At 68.7% G+C, this 21236-nt stretch carries 15 protein-coding genes; 13 read left to right on the top strand and 2 right to left on the bottom strand.

All coding sequences use genetic code 11. From position 1 onward, the window contains the following. Nucleotides 1–54: 54 nt before the first annotated feature. Nucleotides 55–1416: an amidase gene (locus PSR88_RS17800; protein WP_016884821.1), complete on the top strand. Its 1362-nt coding sequence runs from the start codon at nucleotides 55–57 to the stop codon at nucleotides 1414–1416. 23 nt (nucleotides 1417–1439) lie between these two features. Here PSR88_RS17800 and PSR88_RS17795 read toward each other — a convergent pair whose 3' ends face one another. Further along, nucleotides 1440–2627, bottom strand: coding sequence for a CaiB/BaiF CoA transferase family protein (locus PSR88_RS17795; protein WP_016884822.1), 1188 nt, complete (start codon nucleotides 2625–2627; stop codon nucleotides 1440–1442). Nucleotides 2628–2809: 182 nt separating this feature from the next. Between PSR88_RS17795 and PSR88_RS17790 the strand changes: the two genes are divergently transcribed. The 10 genes from PSR88_RS17790 to PSR88_RS17745 all read left to right on the top strand — a co-directional run bounded on the left by PSR88_RS17790 (nucleotide 2810) and on the right by PSR88_RS17745 (nucleotide 17130). Beyond that, on the top strand, nucleotides 2810–3913 hold the full coding sequence (locus PSR88_RS17790) for an XdhC family protein (RefSeq protein ID WP_016884823.1): 1104 nt from the start codon (nucleotides 2810–2812) through the stop codon (nucleotides 3911–3913). A 91-nt stretch (nucleotides 3914–4004) separates the two neighbouring features. Then, a complete protein-coding gene (locus PSR88_RS17785; protein ID WP_029539761.1) occupies nucleotides 4005–5708 on the top strand; it encodes a PucR family transcriptional regulator in 1704 nt (567 codons plus the stop codon). Between the two features lie 164 nt (nucleotides 5709–5872). Continuing rightward, nucleotides 5873–7300, top strand: coding sequence for a uracil-xanthine permease family protein (locus tag PSR88_RS17780; RefSeq protein ID WP_029539762.1), 1428 nt, complete (start codon nucleotides 5873–5875; stop codon nucleotides 7298–7300). A gap of 76 nt (nucleotides 7301–7376) precedes the next feature. Beyond that, nucleotides 7377–8288, top strand: a complete 912-nt coding sequence (locus PSR88_RS17775) for an FAD binding domain-containing protein (RefSeq protein ID WP_016884825.1) — start codon at nucleotides 7377–7379, stop codon at nucleotides 8286–8288. A 2-nt stretch (nucleotides 8289–8290) separates the two neighbouring features. Continuing rightward, the gene (locus tag PSR88_RS17770) at nucleotides 8291–8935 is read left to right on the top strand and encodes a (2Fe-2S)-binding protein (protein ID WP_009476490.1); all 645 of its coding nucleotides are present in this window, start codon (nucleotides 8291–8293) and stop codon (nucleotides 8933–8935) included. After that, nucleotides 8932–11430: an aerobic carbon-monoxide dehydrogenase large subunit gene (cutA, locus tag PSR88_RS17765; protein ID WP_011596113.1), complete on the top strand. Its 2499-nt coding sequence runs from the start codon at nucleotides 8932–8934 to the stop codon at nucleotides 11428–11430. Before PSR88_RS17770 ends, cutA begins: the two co-directional genes overlap by 4 nt. Then, a complete protein-coding gene (locus PSR88_RS17760) occupies nucleotides 11427–12083 on the top strand; it encodes an SRPBCC family protein (RefSeq protein ID WP_016884826.1) in 657 nt (218 codons plus the stop codon). Before cutA ends, PSR88_RS17760 begins: the two co-directional genes overlap by 4 nt. Nucleotides 12084–12264: 181 nt before the next feature. After that, entirely contained in the window at nucleotides 12265–14367 is a 2103-nt protein-coding gene (locus PSR88_RS17755) for a hydantoinase/oxoprolinase family protein (protein ID WP_029539763.1), read from the top strand. Further along, nucleotides 14364–16313, top strand: coding sequence for a hydantoinase B/oxoprolinase family protein (locus PSR88_RS17750; protein WP_009476486.1), 1950 nt, complete (start codon nucleotides 14364–14366; stop codon nucleotides 16311–16313). The genes PSR88_RS17755 and PSR88_RS17750 overlap by 4 nt, the downstream gene beginning before the upstream one ends. 4 nt (nucleotides 16314–16317) lie before the next feature. Then, nucleotides 16318–17130, top strand: coding sequence for an NmrA family NAD(P)-binding protein (locus PSR88_RS17745; protein ID WP_016884828.1), 813 nt, complete (start codon nucleotides 16318–16320; stop codon nucleotides 17128–17130). 42 nt (nucleotides 17131–17172) lie between these two features. Here the strand turns inward: PSR88_RS17745 and PSR88_RS17740 are convergent, their stop codons facing one another. Then, complete coding sequence (locus tag PSR88_RS17740; RefSeq protein WP_029539764.1) at nucleotides 17173–19242, bottom strand: PhoX family protein; 2070 nt, start codon at nucleotides 19240–19242, stop codon at nucleotides 17173–17175. Between the two features lie 157 nt (nucleotides 19243–19399). Between PSR88_RS17740 and PSR88_RS17735 the strand changes: the two genes are divergently transcribed. Both PSR88_RS17735 and PSR88_RS17730 read left to right on the top strand, forming a co-directional pair. Next, nucleotides 19400–20416 carry a PHP domain-containing protein gene (locus PSR88_RS17735; protein ID WP_016884830.1) on the top strand — a complete coding sequence of 339 codons (1017 nt, stop codon included), beginning with the start codon at nucleotides 19400–19402 and terminating at the stop codon, nucleotides 20414–20416. Continuing rightward, a complete protein-coding gene (locus PSR88_RS17730; RefSeq protein WP_016884831.1) occupies nucleotides 20413–21234 on the top strand; it encodes an alpha/beta hydrolase in 822 nt (273 codons plus the stop codon). Before PSR88_RS17735 ends, PSR88_RS17730 begins: the two co-directional genes overlap by 4 nt. Nucleotides 21235–21236 lie beyond the last annotated feature (2 nt).

Here is a 21236-nt window from a genome sequence, read left to right as displayed (position 1 = left end):
CTCGGGTTCGGCGATGTCTAGCGTCGACCCCTGAGCACGAGCCGAGGAGGACATGTGTGGGGTAACGACGGCAGCTGGGTCGGCTCGGACGCGCAGACGATCGCCCGCGCGGTGACGAACCGGGAGGTGTCCGCGAGCGAGGTGCTCGACGACCACCTGGCGCACATCAAGGCCCGGAACCCGGAGCTGAACGCCGTCGTCACCGTCGCGGAGGATCAGGCGATCCAGGCCGCCGACGACGTCGACACCCGGATCGGCCGAGGGGAGGACGTCGGTCCGCTGGCCGGGGTCCCGTTCACCGTGAAGGACCTGATCGCGACCGCAGGTGTCCGGACGACGGCGGGCTCTCGCGCGCTCGAGCACAACGTGCCGCGTGTCGACGCGCCCGCTGTGGCCGCGATGAGGGCGGCCGGCGCGATTCTCGTCGGGAAGACGAACACCCCGGAGTTCGGGGCCAGCGGCCTGACACACAACGACCTGTTCGGGTACACCGTGAACCCGCTGCGGCCCGACGGCGTCGCCCGCTCCCCCGGCGGTTCGAGTGGCGGCGAGGCGGCGGCGATCGCGTCCGGGATGAGTGTCGTCGGTCTCGGCACCGACTTCGGCGGCTCGGTCCGCTGGCCAGCCCACTGCACGGGACTGCGGTCCGTGCGCCCCACGATCGGACGGGTGGACCCCGACGGACAGTATCCCGGCGTCCCGTCCGGCGATCACTTGTTGACCAATCCGGCGACCATGCACGGCACACTGCAGACGATCGGCCCGATGGCGCGGACCCTGGACGACGCGGCGCTCGTGCTTCGGGTGCTCTCGTCCCGGCAGTACCGCTGGACGGACCCGGCTTCGGTGGACCTCCCGGGTCTCGACATCACGTGGGCGCCCGGTGACGGGACCGTCCCGGTCGACACGGAGATTGTCGCGGCCGTCGCCGGTGCCGCCGGACGGCTCTGCGCCCGACCGTACCGGGGAGCGGCGCTGTCGGAGGGGAACGATCTGTTCGGGACGTTGCGTTCGGTCGAAACCCACACCGACATCGAAGAACTCGGTACCGACTTCGGAACGAACATCGCCACGATGCTCGCCGACGCGCGGGACGTGGACCGGCGCCTGGTCGAGCGACTGTGGGCGCAGCGAGCGGAACTCGTCCACCGATTGCTCGGCGAGATGGGCGACGTGCTCGTCCTTCCCGTCGCCTCCATCCCGGCGCCGCCTCTGGGCGAGGAACTGTTCGACGTCGGTGGGCACTCGCTCACGTGGTCTCAGGCCCTGGCGAGTTGCCGCGCGATCAGTGTGACGGGTCTGCCGTCCATCGTCGTTCCGGTGGGAAGCACCCGGTCCGGGTTGCCGATCGGCGTGCAGGTCGTCGCGCGCCCGTGGTGCGAGCACGTGGCGTTGGCCGTGGCCGCCCGGTTGTGAGGCGACCACGGCCGACGCGGGTGTCAGATCACCCGGTCTCGCCGCAGGCCCGCGATGTCTTCGTCGCTCAGCCCGAATTCACCGAGCACCTCGGCCGTGTCCTGTCCCAGCACCATCGGCGGCGCATTCCGGATGGGCAGGGTCTCGTCGTCCACCCAGAACGGACCACGGACCAGCGGCACTTCACCGCCGTCAGGTGTGGCCACCGGCTGCACCATTCTCAGCGCCTGCACCTGAGGGTCGGCGAAGGCCTGATCGATCGTGTGGACGGGACCGCACGGGATACCCGCCGCGCGAATCGCCGTCACCCATTCGGCGGCCGGCCGCACGGACAGCAGTTCGAGGAGTTCCTTGGTGAGCCGATCGCGGTGCGCGAGTCGTGACTGGCCGGTGCGGTATTCGGGCCGGTCGGCGAGGTCGGGATCCCCGAGAACCTGGCACAGCGACTCCCAGTGCCGATCCGAGCCGGTCGCGATGATGATGGGAAAATCGGCCGTGTCGAACGTGCCGTACGGCGTGATCGTCGGGTGCGTGTTGCCGTTCGGCTCCGCGACGCGACCGGTGCTCAGGTAGTTCTGCGCCTGGAACGACATGATCGACAGGGCCGATTCGAGCAGCGACGTCTGCACGTGATGACCGGCGCCGTCACTGCCCCGCGACACGAGCGCCGCCGTGATGCCCAGTGCCGCATAGATACCGGACACGGTATCGATGATCGGGACGCCGACGCGCATCGGCGTGTGGTCGCCCGCGCCGGTCACCGACATCAGACCCGACATGCCCTGCGCCACCTGATCGAGTCCCGGCGAGAACTGCTCGGGTCCGGTCGGGCCGAAACCGCTGACACTCATGACGATCACGCCGGGATTGTCTTCGGCGAGCGACTCCTGATCGAGCCCCATGTCCGCGAGGACGCCGGGACGGAAGTTCTCGACGATGACGTCCACGTTGACGGCCATGCGGCGCAGCAGTTTCCGGCCCTGCTCGCTGCGCATGTCGAGCGCGACGGACCGTTTGCCGCGGTTGACAGAGGCGAAGTACAGGCTGTCGCTGCCGTCGAACGGCGGCCACTGCCGGGAACTGTCGCCACCGGAACGGGTCTCGACCTTGATGATGTCGGCGCCGAAATCGGACAGCAGTGCCGTGCACAGCGGACCGGCGAGGGCCCGCGTGAGGTCGAGGACCCGGATTCCGCTGAGCAACTGATTCATGGTGGATCCTCGGTTCTCTGTGAAGGAAGGGGACCGTCCGAGAATTGCGGAGCCGCCGATCGATAGCGATGGCGAGAATGCACAAGCGGCCGCTGGGGTTTTCGGCGCATTGTGTGCCGCGTCGGCCGGTCGCCTCCGGTTAGCGTGAGGGTCCCGACGAATCACCCGAGGAGTACGAGACGATGCGCGACATCCTGACGGGCCTGGAAGCGTGGTTCGACCGCGGCGAGAACTTCGCCCTCGCCACGGTGGTGCGCACCTGGAAGTCGTCTCCGCGGGCACCGGGCGCGGCGATGGCCGTGTCGCAATCCGGTGAGGTGCTCGGAAGTGTGTCCGGTGGGTGCGTCGAGAGCGCGCTGTACGAGACGGCGCGGGACGTGCTGGCCGACGGACGGAGCCGGACCGAGGTGTTCTGCGTGGCGGACGACGACGCGATCGGTGTCGGTCTGACGTGCGGCGGCACCATCGAGGTGTTCGTTCAGCGCATCGGGCACAACGACTTCCCCGACTTCGCGGATGTGGCGCGACGGATCCGCGGCGGTGAGTCGATCGCCGTCGTGACGGAGACGGGCGACGGATCACGGACCCGGCGCTGCGTGATCACCGGGGACGGTCCCGCGGGCGAGCTCGACCTGCCCGAGACCGACGTCGCGAATGTCCGCCGTCGTCTCGACGCCGGTGAGTCGCTGGTGTATCAGCTGCAGTCCGAGACGGTGTGCATGGTCGAGATCTTCGCGCCCCCACCGCGGATGTACATCTTCGGGGCCATCGACTTCGCGGCGGCCATGTGCACGCTCGGCGCGTTCGCCGGCTACCACGTCACGGTGATCGACGCCCGCGCCGTGTTCGCGACGCGCGCCCGGTTCCCGGACGCCGACGACGTCGTCGTGATGTGGCCGCACCGGTTCCTCGAGACCGCGCCGGTCGACCACCGGACGGTCCTCGCGGTGCTCACCCACGACGAAAAATTCGACATCCCACTGCTGGAGCTGGCCCTGCGATCGGATGCCGCGTACATCGGCGCGATGGGCAGCCGGGCCACGCACGAGCGCCGGGTCGCGCGGCTGTGGGAACAGGGGACGACCACGGCGGAGCTGGCGCGGCTGCATTCCCCGATCGGCCTCGACCTGGGTGCCCGCACTCCCGAAGAGACCGCGGTGTCGATCCTCGCCGAGATGATGAAGACGACCCGGGGCACCACCGGGCTCGAGCTCCAGCAGCTGAGCGGTCCGATTCACCGTGACGCACCGGCCGGGACCGGCCGTCCGCTCGAGTGCACCGTGTGACCATCGTTTGACGGGTATTCGGGTCGAGACTTAAGGTCACACTTTCGCGCCGTCCGGGGCGAGTGTCGTATCAGGTGAGCAGGGTGTTGCAGTGACGACGAGGGATGTCGGTAGTTCCGCTCCCGGGTTCCGCGCAGCCGCCGACATCGGCGACAGGCCTGGTCGGGACGTTGCGCCGCAATCGTTCGCCGACGTGCTGGTGTCCGATCTCCTCGTCTCCCCGACCCTGGTCGCCGGCGCGACCGGCACCTCGCGTGAGGTGTCGAACGTGGCCGTGATGGCGGTGCCGGACATCGGACCGTGGCTCCGGACCGGACAGTTGCTGATCACCACGTCCGCGGTTCTCGGCCGACTGGTCGAGCCGATCGACGCGTTTCTCGCCCGGCTCGACAGGCGAGGCGTCTGCGGGCTCGCCGTCCGACTCGACGACCCCGGCGCCACGCTGCCGGCCGAGATGTCCGACGCGGCCGACGAACTCGGGCTTCCCGTCGTCGTGGTCGCGGACCTGTACTCGCAGACACACCCGCTGGCGGGTGCGCTCGCGGAGTTGTCGGCCCGGCAGGTCGACGCCGTGTTCGAGGCGGACCGGCTGCGGAGAGTGCTCGTCGACGTCGTGATGGCCGGTGGAGGGTTCGCCGAACTCGCCGTCGCCGTCCACGGCGAACTGGGCGGGGCCGTGCTGATCACGACACCCGACGGACGTCAGTTGTGCCGGGCCGGGGACGAGTCCGAGCTGAACCGGCTGGCGTCGAGTGCGGCGCTCGACTCCACCGGGCGGGTCCGCACCGATTCGACGGAGGGCGGGCTCGGCCTGCACCGGCTGGGCGACGAGTTCATCGCCGTCTCAGCGATTTCGGCCAACGGCATCGATCACGGGCGGCTGGTGCACTTCAGCACCGGGCACCCGCTGCGCAGCGAAGACCTGTATCTCGTCGAGCAGGCGGCGGCGGTGTGCGCCCTGGTGGTCGCCCGTGAACTGGTCGTGTCCTCGGTGGAGGAGAAGCATCGCGCGAACTTCGTGCGGGACCTGCTGCTCGGCCGCGGCGGCGAACACGAGCACGTCGTCGCGCATGCCAAGACGTTCGGCTGGGACCTGGACCGTCCCGTGGTCGTCGTGGTGATCGAACCCGATCCGGTCGGTGAGGACGAGCCGTCGATGCCTACCCGGATGCCGCTCGTCGAGCGTCAGGCGCGGGCATTCACGAGTGCCGTCGCGGGCCGTGACACCGGTGCCGCGGTCACTGCGCTGGCGACGGAGACGGTGATCCTGATGGGGGTCGGCACCGACACGATGAACCTCGTCCACGAACTCGTCGCGTACGTGCGCGGCGACGGCGGCGGTGGGCGCAGGCCCTTCGGGGTGGGCGTGTCCCGGCCGACGGACTCGGTGGACGGCATCCCGGCCCTCTACGGCCAGGCCCGGACCGCGCTGAAGGTGGGACGGCAGATCACCGGCGCCTGGGCCGTGACACATTTCGACGATCTCGGTGTCTACCGGTTGCTGAGCCTCGTCGAGGACGACCGGGAACTGGAGTCGTTCGCCTCCGAGACCCTCCGCGAACTGACGGCCGACACACCCGAGGCGCAGGACATGCGGCGCACCCTCGAGGTGTTGCTCGCCACCAACATCAACATCGCCGAAACCGCACGTCAACTCCACTTTCACTACAACACCCTGCGGTACCGGGTGGTGAAGCTGGAGAAGATGCTCGGGTCGTTCACCGATCACCCCGAATTACGACTCGACCTGTCGCTCGCCCTCAAGATCATGGCGATGCGCGGCATCAATTCCTAAAGTTGCCAATTTCGCCGGGCACGCACTGGCAGATTCTTCTCACGCCGGGTGGCTGACGCTGTAATAACGTTTCCCTCCTATCGAGGTGCAACTGTGACATGCGGCACATCATCGAAGCTGGCCGTCGGCACTCCTGCACCGTCACCTGTCTGAAAGGTCCCCCTATGCCTATCTGGACACTGCACGGAGATGGCAAGACCATCGCGCCCGGGGAGGTCGTCGCCCCGAGCGAACGGCTCAGCTGGGGTCGCACGATCGGGCTCGGCGGGCAGCACGTGGTCTCGATGTTCGGGGCCACGTTCGTCTTCCCGATCATCATGGGACTCAATCCTCAACTGGCCGTAATGTTGTCGGGTTTCTGCACCCTCTTCTTCCTGTTGGTCGTCAAGGGCCGGATTCCCAGCTACCTGGGGACGTCGGCCGCGTTCGTCGGCGGCATCGCCGCCATCCGCGCCCAGGGCGGCACCTCCGCGCAGGTGACCGGGGCGATCCTGGTATCGGGTCTCGTGCTCGCCGGGATCGGCGTGCTGATCCACTTTCTCGGCGGCGGGGTGGTGTTCAAGATCCTGCCGCCCGTGGTCACCGGCGCCGTCGTCATGCTGATCGGGTTCAACCTGGCCCCGGTCGTGGCCGGAACGTACTGGCCGCAGGACCAGTGGGTCGCGCTGACGGTGATGGTCGTGCTGGTGGTGGCGAGCGTCGCGCTCAGCGGATTCCTCGGACGGGTCGCGATCTTCCTGACGCTGCTCTTCGGATACGTGCTGTCGTGGGTGCTCGACCTGACGACCGGCATGATCACGTCGTACGACCCGGTCGCAGGCGGAGTCACCGAGCACTTCCGCGTCAACTGGGACGGCGTCTCCTCCGCGTCGTGGATCGGACTTCCGCCGTTCTCCGACGAGGCGAACGGCATCGTGGGCATCCACGCGCCGTCGTTCAGCCTCACGTTCATCGTCCTCGTGTTGCCCGGTGTGATCGCCCTGATCGCGGAGAACGCCGGACACGTCAAGGCCGTCGCCGAGATCACCAAGACCGACCTCGACCCGATGATGGGACGCGCCCTGATCGGCGACGGCCTTGCCACGACCATCGCGACCAGCGTCGGCGGATCCCCCACGACGACGTACGCCGAGAACATCGGCGTCATGGCCGCGACGAAGGTGTACTCGACGGCCGCGTACGCCGCGGCAGGCGTCATCGCGATGCTGCTGGGCTTCTCCCCCAAGTTCGGTGCCGTCATCTCCGCGACCCCCGGTGGTGTGCTCGGCGGAATCACGGTGGTGCTCTACGGGATCATCGGCCTGCTCGGCGCGAAGATCTGGAAGGAGAACGGCGTCGACTTCGGCAACCCGCTCAACCTGATGCCCATCGCCGCCGGCCTGATCATCGCGATCGGTGACACCGAGCTGACCTTCACGGACAGTTTCTCCCTCAGCGGCATCGCGCTCGGCACGATCGTGGTGATCGGCATGTACCACCTGTGCCGGGTCATCGCACCGAAGGACGCCGACGACGCGGGGGCCGGCGGTCACGCCCCGAAGCCCACCGCGGACGACGGAACGGCCCCGGATCGGGTCGGTCAGCTCACGTGATCTGCCATCGGGGGGACGTGAGTTTTGTCACTAGTTCACGAAACGTCGAGCGTACGATACGGGCAGGATCTGAGGAATGAAACCGTCGCCACTGACTTATCACCGACCTCGGTCGATCGACGAGGCCTGTCAGATCCTCGCGGACGTGGCTCACGAGGGAAAGGTGCTCGCGGGCGGGCAGTCGCTGATCCCGTTGCTCTCCATGCGGCTGGCCGCGCCGGCGCACCTCGTCGACATCGGATCGATCCCCCGGTTGGACGCGGTGTCGTCGTCACGCGAGCTCGGTGTCACGTTCGACGCACTGACCACCCATTCGGTGCTCGAAGCCGACCGCGGCGCCGCCCAGGTGCAGCCGCTGATCGGCCGCGGGCTGCGTCTCGTCGCGCACCCGACCATCCGTAACCGCGGCACGACGGTCGGCTCGATCGTCCACGCCGACCCGTCCGCCGAGATGCCGGCCGTGCTCGCGCTGCTCGGCGGCTCGGTCACCGTGCGTTCCGTGCGCGGGGTCCGGGAGATCCGCTCGACCGACCTGTTCGCCGGGCCGCTCGAGACGACGCTCGAGGCGGACGAGATCGCCACGAGTGTCACCGTCCCGGCCGCCGAGCCCGGTGTCGGGACGGCGATCGACGAGATCGCCCGAAGGCACGGCGACTACGCACTCGTCGGGGTCGCGGCGCAGGTGCGGGTCGAAGGCGGTGCGGTCGCGGAGGCTCGGATGACGTACGTGTCGGCCGGCGAGCTCGGTGAGGTCGTCGACTACACGGACGTGCTGCGGGGTGCGTCCGCGACGGACGACCGGGACCCGTTGTGGCGGAATCTGTCCGAGTTCGCGCGGGAGCGAATCGACACCGAGCCCGACATCCACGCCACCGCGCGGTACCGGTCGCAGCTGGTGGCGGCGCTGACCGCCCGGGTCGGCTTCGCGGCCGCGCAGGATGCAGTGCTCGACGGTGCCGCCGTGCACGCGTCGGCGGGAGGAAGGTGACCATGGCAAAGGCAACGCACAGCATCGACGAACAACTCGCCGGACTGCAGGAGGAGACGGGTGAACAGCACGTCGCGGTGACGTTCACGCTCAACGCGGTGACGCAGACGGTGGTGCTGCCGTCGCGCACCCTCGCGTCCGACGCGATCCGGCACCATCTGCGCCAGACGGGGACACACGTCGGCTGCGAGCACGGGGTCTGCGGCGCATGCACCGTGCTGCTCGACGGCAAACCTGTGCGGTCGTGCCTGGTGCTCGCGGCGAGCCTCGAGGGCCGGGAGGTCACCACCGTCGAGGGTCTCGTCGAACCCGACGGCACCCTGCATCCGGTGCAGCAGGCGTTCATCGACTGCCACGGCCTGCAGTGCGGATTCTGCACTCCCGGCTTCGTGACCACCATCGCAGCGTTCCTCGAGGAGAACGACTCGCCCACCCGCGAGGAGGCCACCGACGCGATCGCGGGCAACCTCTGCCGGTGCACCGGATATCAGAACATCAGGGCGGCCGTGCTGCGCGCCGCGGAGATCAAGCGCGAGCGTTCGGGCGAGTTCCCGCTCGGCGAGGACGACGAGTCGTCACGGGCCTCACTCGATCCGAAGGTCCGCGGCACGACCAACCCGGTCGGTGGAAGGGCAGGGCGAGCATGAGCGTCACGAAACCCCGCACCGAGCCCGCGCCCACCACGGGTGCCGACGCGCCCGCCGCGTCGGAGAAGTTGTTCGGCAAGCCGATTCCCCGCACGGAGGACGCCCGGCTCCTGTCCGGCAACGGCCGCTACCTCGACGATCTGGGTCACAACGCGCTCATCGCCGCGTTCGTCCGGTCACCGCACGCGCATGCCCGCATCACGGGGATCGACATCGATGCCGCGCTCGACCTGCCCGGTGTGCACGCGATCTACACGTACGACGACCTCGTGGACGACTCCCCGGAGATGGCGGAGAATCTCCCCCTCCTGATCCCGCATCCGGCGATCACCGCCCCGCGCAACGGGTATCCGCTCGCCAAGGACGAGGTGAATCATGTCGGCGAGGCGATCGCGATGGTGGTCGCCGACAACCGGTACGTCGCCGAGGACGCGTGCGCCAAGATCGACGTCACGTACGAGATGCTCCCACCGGTCGTGGGTATCGACGTGGCGCGGCAGGCGGACAACGCGGTGCACGCGGACGTCCCCGACAACGTCGCGGCGCACCTGCAGCACGGATTCGGCGACGTGGACGCGGAACTGGCGAATGCGCCGCACCGGCTGACGCTGAACCTCGAGATCGAGCGGTCGGCGTCGATGCCGATGGAGGGCAAGGGCGTCTACGCGCGCTGGGACACCGACGAGCAGGCGCTCACGTTCTGGACGTCCACGCAGACATCGACGTCGGCTCGCGCCGCGATCGCGGCACGACTGAAGATGGCGCACAACAAGGTCCACTGCATCGCGCCCGATGTCGGTGGCGGATTCGGCGTCAAGATCGTCCACCCGTGGCCGGAGGAGGTCATGGTCACCTGGGCCGCGCGGCGGCTCGGGACGGCGGGCATCTCGAGCGAGGTCAAATGGGTCGAGGACCGGCGCGAGCATTTCGTGTCGAGCGCGCACGAGCGCGGCCAGATCCAGGAGGTGACGGTCGGATTCGACGACGACGGCACACTCCTCGCGTTCGACTTCACGTTCTGGCACGACAACGGCGCCTACCTGCCGTACGGCATCATCGTCATGCTGAACACGTCGACGCAGGTGCTCGGGCCGTACAAGCCGAAATCGTTCCGGGTGGACGCGTACTCGCTCTACACGAACACCGTCATCGTCACGCCCTACCGCGGCGCCGGCCGACCGCAGGCCGTGTTCGCGATGGAACGGGCGATGGACGCGATCGCGAAATACCTCGGCAAGGACGTCATCGAGGTTCGCGAACACAACTTCATCCGGCCCGAGGAAATGCCGTACGACTTCCACCTCACCTTCCAGGACGGCCGCCCGCTGATCTACGACACCGGCGACTACCAGGCCGGGATCGACAAGCTCAAGAAGCTCATCGACTGGGACGGGTTCGCCGAGTACAAGAAACAGGCGAAGGCCGAAGGCCGGGCCGTGGGCATCGGGATCGGCGCCTACGTGGAAGGCACCGGACCGGGCCCGTACGAGGGCGCCCACGTCCTCGTCGAGACGTCCGGGAAGGTCAAGGCCGCAACGGGTCTGACCACCCAGGGGCAGGGCCACCAGACGGCGTTCGCGCAGATCGTCGCGGACGACCTCGGCGTGCCGGTCACGGACGTGGAGATCGTCACCGGCGACACCCGTCGATTCGGTTATGCCGTCGGCACGTTCGCGTCCCGCGGCGCCGTGATGTCCGGTTCGGCGTTCCACGTGGCCGCGCAGATGGTGGCGGAGAAGGCCCGCACGATCGCCGGTGAGGCGCTGAACCTCGACCCCGCCGAACTGGAACTTCGCGGTGGGCACGTGTGCAAGATCGGCACGCTGCCCGGCGCCGAGGGCACGTCCATCTCGCTGGGTGTGGTCGCCGTGCTGTCGAATCCGCTGCGCTACGCGTTCGACGACGCGTCGCGGCAGGCCACCGGATTCGCGAAAGCCGATACGGACATGACGATTCCGCCGGTCCGGGAGGGTGAACAACCCGGGCTCGAGGCCACCGGCTACTACTCGCCCCCGACGTCGACGTTCGCGTCCGGTGTGCACGCGGCGATCGTCGAAACCGATCCGGTGACGGCGGAGATCCACGTGCGGCGGTACGCCGTGATCCACGACTGCGGCAACGTCATCAACCCGCGGATCGTCGAGGGCCAGGTCATGGGCGCCGTCGCGCAGGGTGTCGGCGGCGCGCTGTACGAGAAGATCGTCTACGACGAGCACGGCCAGATGCTCAACGCGTCGTACATGGATTTCCTGATGCCGTTCGTCACCGAGATGCCCGACTCGCTCGAGATGGACCACACCGTCACCCCGTCCGGTCTCAATCCCCTCGGGATGAAGGGCGCAGGCGAGGCGGGCGTGATCCCGACGTCCGCCGTCATCGCGGCAGCGATCGAGGACGCCGAAGGCATCCCGATCACCTCCATGCCGATATCCCCTTCAGAGTTGTTCGAGCTTCGCCTCGCACACGCGTCGTCACAGAGCAAGGAGAACGAATGAGAATCGCCGGCACCGCCCTACTGACGGCCCCACCGGAGGCCGTGTACGACAACCTGCAGGACGGACGGGTCCTCGCGGCGACCATCCCCGGGGTGCAGTCCCTCGAGCAACTCAGCGACAACCATTACAAGTTGTCCATCACCGCGGGTGTCGCGTCCATCAAGGGCACCTATGACGGCGAAGTGATTCTGTCGCAGCAGAATCGGCCCGAGTCGTTCGTGATGACGGCGTCGGGTGCGGGCGCTCCCGGCACCGTCAAGGCCGACGTGACGGTGCGGCTCGAGGAACGCGACGGCGGCACCCTGCTCAGTTACGACGCGGACGCCGTCGTCGGAGGCATGGTCGGCGGCGTCGGGCAGCGGATGATCACCGGCGTCGCGAAGAAGATGGCCGGGGTGTTCTTCAAGGGCATCGACGGCGTGATCGCCAACGGCATCCCGGCGGCCGAGGTCGCCGCGGCGGCCGGCGAGGCACCGGCGGTCGCCGGTGTCGCGGAGGCGGCCCCGGCTCCCGCGGCAGCCGCCGCGCGGGTGCGGGCGCCCGAGGGTGCTTCCACGACAACCGTTCTCGCGTCGGCCGCACTCGGCGCCGGCATCGCCCTCGCCGGTGTTCTCGTCGGCGGCATCCTCGTGCGGGGCACCTGCTCGAAGTAGCGTCGCGAACACCTCGTCACACAGCACCCCGAACCGTCCGGTTCGGGGTGCTGTCGTCTGTCCGGGCCATCCGGGCACGGGCAGCACCGAACGAGGACCGATGAGTTCGGCGATATGTGACAAAGAAACCGGGCGGCGGAAGCGGTGCAATTGCCTTACAGAGACGAGCCCAGGAGGAATCGTGGAATCCAGAAAGATTCGGGTCGGTATCGACACCGGCGGAACATTCACCGACGTCGTGGCTGTGGACGAGGAGTCCGGAGCCGTCGTCACCACCAAGACGCCCTCGACGCCTGCCGACCCGGCGCAGGGATTCCTCACCGGTATCGAGAAGGTGCTCGCCAAGCTCGGCGAGACCGGCGACGCGATCGGCGCCGTCAGCCACGGCACCACCGTCGCCACCAACAAGCTCCTCGAAGGCAAGGTCGAGAACCTCGGATTCATCACCACCGAGGGTTACGAGCACGTCCTCGAGATCGCCCGCCAGTCCGTCCCCGACGGCTACGGCAACTCCTACTTCTGGGTCAAGCCCGACCGCATCGTCCCCGCCGACCGCGTCCGCACCATCGGCGGCCGGCTCGCGTTCGACGGCAGCGAGATCCGCCCCCTCGTCGAGGACGACGTCCGCGAGGCCGCCCGGTTCTTCGCCCAGCGCGGCATCCGCACCATCGGCGTGTGCCTCATGCACTCCTACGCCGACCCCAGCCACGAGAACCGCGTCCGGGATCTTCTGCTCGAGGAATACCCCGAGGCCACGGTAAGCATCTCCAGCCAGGTGCTGCGCGAGTACCGCGAATACGAGCGGTCCATCACCACGCTGGTCGATGCGGCCGTGAAGCCGAACATCCGCAACTACGTGAACAACATCGCCAACCGGCTGCGCGAGTTCTCCTCCGACGAGGGCGAAGCACGCGACATCCCGTTCTACGTGATGAAGTCGAACGGCGGCGTGCTCTCCGCCAAGGAGGTCGTGCACCAGCCGATCACGACGGTGCTGTCCGGCCCGGCGGCCGGCGCGCTCGGCGCGGCGCTCATCGCGAGTGTCGCGGGTGTCGAACAGGTCCTCACGTGCGACGGCGGCGGAACGTCGACCGACGTCACCGTCGTGGTCCGCGGTGAGCCCGCGCTCACCACCGAGGGTCGGGTGGGGGCGTACCCGTCGAAGATCCCGATGATCGACGTCGTCACCGTCGGCGCCGGCGGCGGCTCCATCGCCTGGCAGACCCCCGAGGGCACGCTCCGCGTCGGACCGCAGTCGGCGGGTGCCGACCCCGGACCGCTCTGCTACGGCAAGGGCGGCAGCGAGCCGACGATCACCGACGCCCACGTGCTGCTCGGCCGCATCCCACCCCACCTGCTCGGCGGCGAGATCCCCCTCGACACCGAACTGGCCCGCAAGGGCGTCGAGCAGCTCGCCCACCAGCTGAAGCTCGACTTCGAGGCGTGCGCCACCGGCATCCTCGAGGTGTCCGCATGGAACCAGGCCAACGCGCTGCGGCAGATCACGGTCAAGCGCGGTCTCGACGTCCGCGACTTCACCCTGGTCACGTTCGGCGGCTCCGGTTCGCTGCTCGCCTGCCGGCTGGTCGACATCCTCGGTCTCAAGGACGTCCTCGTCCCGCTGAACCCGGGCAACGTGTCCGCATTCGGGCTGCTCACGGTCGACGTCCGCAACGACTACGTGCAGACCCACGTCTGCAGACACGACCGGCTGAAGATCGAGGAACTGCAATCGGGGCTGGACGCGCTCGCCGCGGAGGCGGAGCGCGCACTCGCCGACGAGGGCTTCGGCGAGGCCGAGCGCAAGTATGCGCGCTCGGCAGACCTCCGCTACCTCGGCCAGGCCTTCGAGGTGCGGGTGCCCGTCGGTGAGGGTCCCGTCACGCAGGAGTTGATGGACGACGCCGCGGACCGGTTCCACCAGGCACACAAGGAGCTGTACGGCTACGACTTCCGCGGCGACCCGCACCAGCACGTCGAGTGGGTCAACCTGCGCGTCAGCGGCATCGGCCCGATCAAGCGCCCGACCCTCAACGAGATCGCGGCAGGGACCGGAGCGGAGTCCGCCGTGACCGGCACCCGTCCGGCGTACTTCGACGAGTGGGTCACCACCCAGGTCTACGACCGGGCCCGGCTCGGTGCCGGCGACGTCCTCGAGGGTCCGGCGGTGATCGAGGAATTCAGCTCGACCATCCCCGTGCACCCCGGTTTCCGGGCGCGGATCGACACCTTCGGAAACATCCGCATCACCAAGATCGCCGACTCGAACGGAGCGAACCGATGACCGTCACCACCGAACCCGTTGCAGTGCAGGCGGTCAAGCCCTACCGGCTGACCCCGGTCGACGGCACGACCCCCGACCCGGTGCTGGTGGAGATCGTCGCCGGCTACCTCGCCAGCGTCGAGATGGAGGTCGAGACGTCGATCTCGCGGACCTCCCGCTCCCCCATGATCCGCGACGCCCACGACTTCCGCGCCGGCATCCACGACCGAAACCTCCGGAAGCTCACGGGCCGTTCGTATTCGGCGCTGGTGCACCCGGTGGCCCGGGACTTCCCGCTCGACACGATGAAGCCCGGCGACGTCTACTTCCACAACGACGTCTACCTGTCCGAAGGCGGCATCGGCCACCTCCCCGACCTCTGCGTCACCGTCCCGGTGTTCGCCACCAGGCCGGGCGAGGAGGAACCGTCCGTCGTCGCGTTCGTGCAGGCGTTCGGCCACCACGACGACATCGGTGGCTGCTGCCCGGGATCGATGCCGTCGGGCGCGACCACGGTGTACGAGGAGGGCCTGATGGTCCCGCCGATCAAGCTGTGGGATCAGGGTGTGCCCAACGAGGCCGCACTGCGCATCATGACCCGCAACTCGCGGATGCCCGATGCGCTGGCCGCCGACCTCGACGCCGAGTGCTCGGCCTGCCTCATGGGCGCTCGCCGTCTCACCGAGCTGTTCGAGCGGTACGGCTGCGACACCGTCGAGGCGTGCTTCGACGCGATGATGGACGCGACCACCGAGACGTACCGGCGGGAGATCCTCAGCAAGATCCCGAAGGGCGAGTACACGTGGGAGGACTACGCCGAACACGACGGCGTCGACGAGCCCATGCTGCACCGGCAGCGGATCACGCTCACCAAGACCGGCCCGGAGGACGAGGGCGGCGAACGCCTCATCCTCGACTTCAACGGCACGGGCCCGCAGGCCAAGGGTCCCATCAACCACTGCGGTGACTACGCCGACGGCAACTTTCTCATCAAATGGCTCGCGCCGATCCTGCGCAACCTCGCCGACAGTCCCGAGCGGATGGCGGAACTCGACGTCAACGAGGGTGTCGTGCCGTTGATCGAGATGAAGTTCCCGGAGAAGGGCACGCTGATCACCCCGATCTTCCCGGCGCCCACCAATGCCCGGACGTTCGTGATCCTGCGACTGCTCGGCGTGCTCGCCGGCGTCGTCGCGAAAGCCGTCGACGGGAACATGCCCGCCGACCAGGAGACCATCCGCTACACGGGGGTGTACGGCGAGGACTTCGACGGGCACTCCTACCTGATGCGGGAGGTGCTCGGCGGCGGGTCCGGCGGCAGGCACTACGCGGACGGGGAAGACACCATCCACGTCGTTCCCGACTCGCGGAACCTGCCGACCGAATTCACCGAGAGCCGGTTCCCGTTCATCGTCGAGAAGCTCGGCCTGGCGAAGGACTCCGGCGGCGCCGGACGCTACCGCGGCGGCCTCGGCTACGAGAAGCACATCCGGATGCTCAAGGACGCGAACTTCATGTCCATCGCCGACCGGTCGATCCTCTCCTGCTGGGGAGTCAAGGGCGGCAAGGCCGGACGCCCCTTCTCGGTGGTCCTCGACCCCGGCGGACCGAACGAGCGCGAGTTCGACGCGCTGACCGACGCCGAACCGATCAAGGCCGGCGAAGTGGTGCGCATCCGCACCACCGGTGGCGGCGGCTGGGGCGACCCGCTCGACCGTCCGATCGAGGAAGTCGTCCGGGACGTGCTGTGGGGCAAGGTGTCCGCGGAGGGTGCACGCGTCGACTACGGTGTGGTGCTGGCGTCGTCGACCGGGGAACCGGTCGCGGACATCGACGCCACCGAGGCCCTGCGTGAGCAGCTGCGCGCGGACCGCGGCCTCGACGAGCCCTTCTTCGACCGCGGTCCCGGCTACGAACGTCTGTCCGGCGGAGCGAAGTTCGCCGAGTTCGACTTCATCGACCGGTGATCCGATGACCGAGTCACTCTCCCGCGGCGCCGAGATCGCCGTCATCGGCGCCGCGGGGAAGACCGGAGCCGCCGTCGTGGCGGCGCTCGAGGGACTCGACGACGTACGCCGGGTGGTGCACACCGCCCGGCGTGCCGGTGATTTCGCCGTCGACCTCGAAACGGGTGCGGGACTGGACAAGGCGCTGTCGGGTTGCCGGGGCGTGTACTTCATCGCCCCCAACGTGCACCCCGACGAGCCGGCGCTGCTGCGGAACACGATGCGCGCCGCAGCGTCGGTGGGCGTCGATCACCTCGTCTACCACTCCGTGGCCTGGCCGTACACCCCGCTCATGCCCCACCACGTCGACAAGGCGCGGTGCGAGGACGAACTCCGGACGTTCGGCGGGCTCCGGTGGACCGTCCTGCAGCCGTGCGCCTACGCCGAGAATTTCGGGGCGGTGCTGGCGGGCACGGCGACGACCGTCGAACTGCCCTACAGCCCCGACGCGGCGTTCTCGTTCGTCGCACTCGCGGACGTCGCCGAGGTGGGCGCGCGAGTGCTGGTGGAGGGCCCGGACATCCACCACGGCGCCACCTACGAACTCGGCGGCCCGGAGGCCCTCAGCGTGCGGGACCTGTGCGACCGGGCGAGTGGCCCGGTGTCGGTGAAGCAGGTGTCCGTCGACGAGTGGATGTCGCGGCACGGGCGGGACCTGACGGACGACGGTCGCGCCCGGTTGTCCGCGATGTTCGAGTTCTACGACCGGTACGGGTTCCTCGCGGGCGGCGCGATGTTCGAGTCGCTGCTCGGGCGTCCGCCCACCCCCGCCAGGTGAGTGGCAAAGCGTGCCGGGGCACACTTTGCCACTCACCTGGGGTCAGACGCCGATCCGGCCGCCCGACTTCCACACCGCCACGACGGCGGGACGCGGCTGCGCGTCGCCGCCGTCGGGCCAGTGCGACGCCGGGTTGTCGGCGCTGGCGTCGTCCAGTTCACCCGGGTGCTGCACGCACACCGTGACCCGCTGCTCGCCGACGATCGGACCGCACGTCTCGGCGCCCTTGGGCACGGTGAGGAACTGCTTGGTCTCCCCGCGGTTGGGGCCCTCGAGGACGACGCTGAACAGGCCGTCGTTGGACTTCAGTGCGTTGCCGTCGGTGGAGATCCACAGGTTGCCGTGCGGATCGAACGCGAGGTTGTCGGGGCAGGAGATCGGGCTGACGCTCGCCTTGTCGAAGCCGCCGAAGTAGGTGTCGGCCTCCGTCGGGTCACCGCACACGAGCAGCAGGTTCCACGTGAACGCGGTGCCGGCGTGGTCGTCGGTGAGTTCGAGGACCTGGCCGTTCTTGTTGTTGTTCCGCGGGTTGGCCTCGTCGGCGGCCGCCGCGCCGTCGACGCCGCGCTTGGTGTTGTTGGTCAGCGCCACGTACACCTTGCCGGTCGTCGGGCTGGGTTCGAAGTCCTCGGGACGGTCCATCTTGGTGGCACCCACCTTGTCGCCGGCCTGACGGGTGAACACCGCCACCTCCTCGGCGCTCATGCCGTCGACGAGCGACTCGCCCCGGCCGTCCTCGCCGGTGCGCAGCAGCGGGATCCACTCGCCGGTGCCGTCGAACGTGCCGCTCGCCGGCAGCGTGCCCGACCCGTCGATTTCGTCCGCCGAGTTGCCGCTGAACTTCGCGACGTACAGGGTGCCCGCGTCCAGCAGCGTCATGTTGTGGCGCAATGCGGCCTGGCTCCTGCCGTCCATCACCTTGCGGCTGGAGACGAACTTGTACATGTAGTCGAATCGTTCGTCGTCACCGCTGTACGCCACGACGGTGCCGTCGTCGGTGACGTGGATGGTGGCGGCCTCGTGCTTGAACCGGCCCAGTGCCGTGTGCTTGACGGGTGCGGACGTCGCGTCCCACGGATCGACCTCGACGACGTAGCCGAAGCGGTTCACCTCGTTCGGCTCCTGGGCGAGGTCGAAACGCTTGTCGAACCGTTCCCACTTACGTTCGGACGCAGCACCTTCCACGCCGTACCGCTTCAGCCGTGCGGCGACGGCGGGGTCGGTGACCAGTTCGGCGTTCGCGAAGTACTGGTTGAAGTTCTCCTCCCCCGACAGCACCGTGCCCCACGGGGTGACGCCACCCGAACAGTTGTTCAGCGTGCCGAGCACCTTCGTGCCCGTCGGGTCCGCGGACGTCTTCAGGAAGTCGCTGCCCGCGGCAGGGCCGGTGACGACGAATTCCGTCGTCGCCGTGATGCGCCGGTTGTACGGTCCGAACTCGGGAGTGAGCGCGCCGGAGGCGGATTCGCCCTTCACCTGCACCACGGACAGCCCGTGGGCGGCGAGCGCGGTCTGGAACTGCTCCGGCGACGGGTTCTCGGCGTCGTAGCCCGTGAACATGAACGGCTCGGTGGTGTACTCGTGGTTGACCACCAGCAGGAAGGCGTTCGGCTGCCCCTCGACCGGCAGGAGTCCGGCGAAGTCGTTGTTGAACCCGAACTGCTGCGCCTGCGCCTGGGCGGTCTGGTTGTCGAAGTCGAACGCGGGAGCCCCGGGCAGCACCGGGTCGCCCCAGCGGATCACCACGGCCTGCTCGTACCCGTCGGGGACGACGAGGGCGTCCTCGGTGTTGGGGGCGACGGCGTCGAAGTTCGTTCCGGCTGGTGCGGAACCGTCCGAACCGTCCGAACCGGAGACGCTTCCGTTGCCGGAGTCGTCCGAGCAGGCCACCAGCGCACTGCCCGCGCCGACGGCGAGGACGGCCATCCCGGTCCCGCGCAGCATCCCGCGCCGCGACAGGGCGGTACGGGCGATGTCACGGAAGTATTCGCCGTGCGAGGTGTTGGGCACGTCGTGGGAGCACGCGTTTCCGCACTTGTACTGACAGGTGACGGATGCGCGCGAAGACACGCCGTCGTGATTGACGAACAGTGCGAGGGGTTTCAAACTCACCGTGGCTCCCGATTCGAATGTGGACAACTCCGGCACCGTAGAAGTCGTAAGCGAGACGAAGGGAACGTGCGTGTGAACGTGCGGACAACGAGGTGACCCTAAGTTCTGGCAGAAATTGCTTCTAGCCAGCAGCCCGGCAGCCGTGCACCATTGAAAGATGGACCCCGTCGAAGCGCTGCGGGAAATTGCGTTCTGGCTCGAGCGCTCGCGTGACGAGGCACCGAGGATCGCCGCATTCCGGCGGGCGGCCGACGTGCTGACGTACGCGGACGAGGACGAACTGGTCGACCTGGAGGAGCGCGGCTGGGTGTCGCCACCCGACATCGGATCCGAGGCCGCCGCGATCATCCGTGAGTGCGCCGAGTCGGTGCCGCTGTATCTGATGTACCTGCGCAATGCGGCCGAGCCGATCGGCCTCGGCGGGACCGAACTGCTCGACGCCCTCCGCGGCGACCTGCACACCCATTCCGACTGGTCGGACGGCCGGTGCCCGATCCGGGAGATGATGCGCCGCGCGGCCGCCCTTGGCCACGAGTACTGCGCGATCACCGATCACTCGCCGCGGCTGACGGTCGCGAACGGGATGTCGTCGGAGCAACTGCTCTCCCAGCTGAGCGTCGTCGCCGAACTGAACGCGGAACTCGCGCCGTTCCGCGTGCTCACCGGCATCGAGGTCGACATCCTCGACGACGGCTCCCTCGACCAGGACGACGACCTGCTCGCCGACCTGGACATCGTGGTGGCCAGCGTGCACTCGCACCTGGACACCGACCGTGCGACGACGACCAAGCGGATGCTGCAGGCCGTGAAGTCCCCGCACGTCGACGTGCTCGGGCACTGCACCGGCCGGCTCGTCGAGGGTGCGCGGGGACCGCGGCCCGAATCGAAGTTCGACGCGGAACGGGTGTTCGAGGCGTGCCGGGAGTACGGCACCGCGGTCGAGATCAACTCCCGCCCCGAGCGCCGCGACCCGCCGGGACGCCTGATCGACCTCGCACTGAACAGCGGGTGCAAGTTCTCCATCGACACCGACGCGCACACCACCGGTCAGCTCGCCTGGCAGGGCTACGCCTGCGAGCGCGCCGCCGAACGCGGAGTCGAGCCGTCGGACGTGATCAACACCCTGCCCGTGGCTGAGTTGCTGGAGTGGGCGGGAACACCGATCCGGCAATGATCCGCGTCGGCATCGTTGCGCTCGTAGTCGTCGCTCTGCTGGTCGCGGGGGTGTGGGTATTGCAGCGGCGTCTGATCTACTACCCCGACAACTCGCCGGTGCCGCCTGCCGACCGACTGATCGCCGGGGCCGAGGACATCACGTTGACCACGTCGGACGGCCTCGAACTGGGTGCCTGGTACGTCCCACCCGCGAGCGGGGACCCGCGCATGACCGTCCTCGTGGCCGCCGGGAACGCCGGCAACAGGGCCGACCGCGCGCTACTGGCGTCGGACCTCGCCGCCGCCGGTTTCGCCACACTGCTCTTCGACTACCGCGGGTACGGCGGCAACCCCGGCCACCCCGGCGAGGACGGGCTGGCACTCGACGTCCGAGCGGCCCACCGGTACCTCGTCGACGAACGTCGCGTGCCGCCGGAGCGGCTGCTCTACTTCGGGGAAAGCCTCGGCACCGGCGTCGTCACCGAACTCGCCACCGGGCATCCGCCTGCGGGCCTGTTGCTTCGGTCGCCGTTCGTCGACCTCGCGTCCGTCGGCGCCCGGCACTACCCGTTCCTGCCGGTCCGGCTGCTGCTGCGCGACCGTTTCCCCGTCGCGGAGTACGTCGCACGCATCGATGTGCCGACCACCGTGGTCTACGGCACCGCCGACAGCGTCGTCCCCCCGGACCAGAGCGCACGCGTGGCGGATGCGGCGCGCGGTCCCGTCGAAACCGTCGTGCTGCAAGGGGCGGGGCACAACGACGACGTGATGTTCGGTGGCGCGGAGATCGTCCGCGCCATCGCCGATCTGGCCGCGAGGGCGCTCCGCGCCCCGTGAGT

This window comes from Rhodococcus sp. DK176 (assembly GCF_038447315.2).
GTDB lineage: Bacteria > Actinomycetota > Actinomycetes > Mycobacteriales > Mycobacteriaceae > Rhodococcus_F > Rhodococcus_F jostii_A.
Note: the sequence above shows the minus strand (reverse complement) of the source record. Positions and strands in the feature narration are given on the sequence as shown.

What these genes read in the sequence shown, in the direction of transcription:
- PSR88_RS17780 (WP_029539762.1), top strand. Translation starts at nt 5,873, where the DNA reads ATGCCTATCTGGACACTGCACGGAGATGGCAAGACCATCGCGCCCGGG.
- PSR88_RS17790 (WP_016884823.1), top strand. Translation starts at nt 2,810, where the DNA reads ATGCGCGACATCCTGACGGGCCTGGAAGCGTGGTTCGACCGCGGCGAG.
- PSR88_RS17775 (WP_016884825.1), top strand. Translation starts at nt 7,377, where the DNA reads ATGAAACCGTCGCCACTGACTTATCACCGACCTCGGTCGATCGACGAG.
- PSR88_RS17730 (WP_016884831.1), top strand. Translation starts at nt 20,413, where the DNA reads ATGATCCGCGTCGGCATCGTTGCGCTCGTAGTCGTCGCTCTGCTGGTC.
- PSR88_RS17745 (WP_016884828.1), top strand. Translation starts at nt 16,318, where the DNA reads ATGACCGAGTCACTCTCCCGCGGCGCCGAGATCGCCGTCATCGGCGCC.
- PSR88_RS17750 (WP_009476486.1), top strand. Translation starts at nt 14,364, where the DNA reads ATGACCGTCACCACCGAACCCGTTGCAGTGCAGGCGGTCAAGCCCTAC.
- PSR88_RS17770 (WP_009476490.1), top strand. Translation starts at nt 8,291, where the DNA reads ATGGCAAAGGCAACGCACAGCATCGACGAACAACTCGCCGGACTGCAG.
- PSR88_RS17760 (WP_016884826.1), top strand. Translation starts at nt 11,427, where the DNA reads ATGAGAATCGCCGGCACCGCCCTACTGACGGCCCCACCGGAGGCCGTG.
- PSR88_RS17795 (WP_016884822.1), bottom strand. Translation starts at nt 2,627, where the DNA reads ATGAATCAGTTGCTCAGCGGAATCCGGGTCCTCGACCTCACGCGGGCC.
- cutA (WP_011596113.1), top strand. Translation starts at nt 8,932, where the DNA reads ATGAGCGTCACGAAACCCCGCACCGAGCCCGCGCCCACCACGGGTGCC.
- PSR88_RS17735 (WP_016884830.1), top strand. Translation starts at nt 19,400, where the DNA reads ATGGACCCCGTCGAAGCGCTGCGGGAAATTGCGTTCTGGCTCGAGCGC.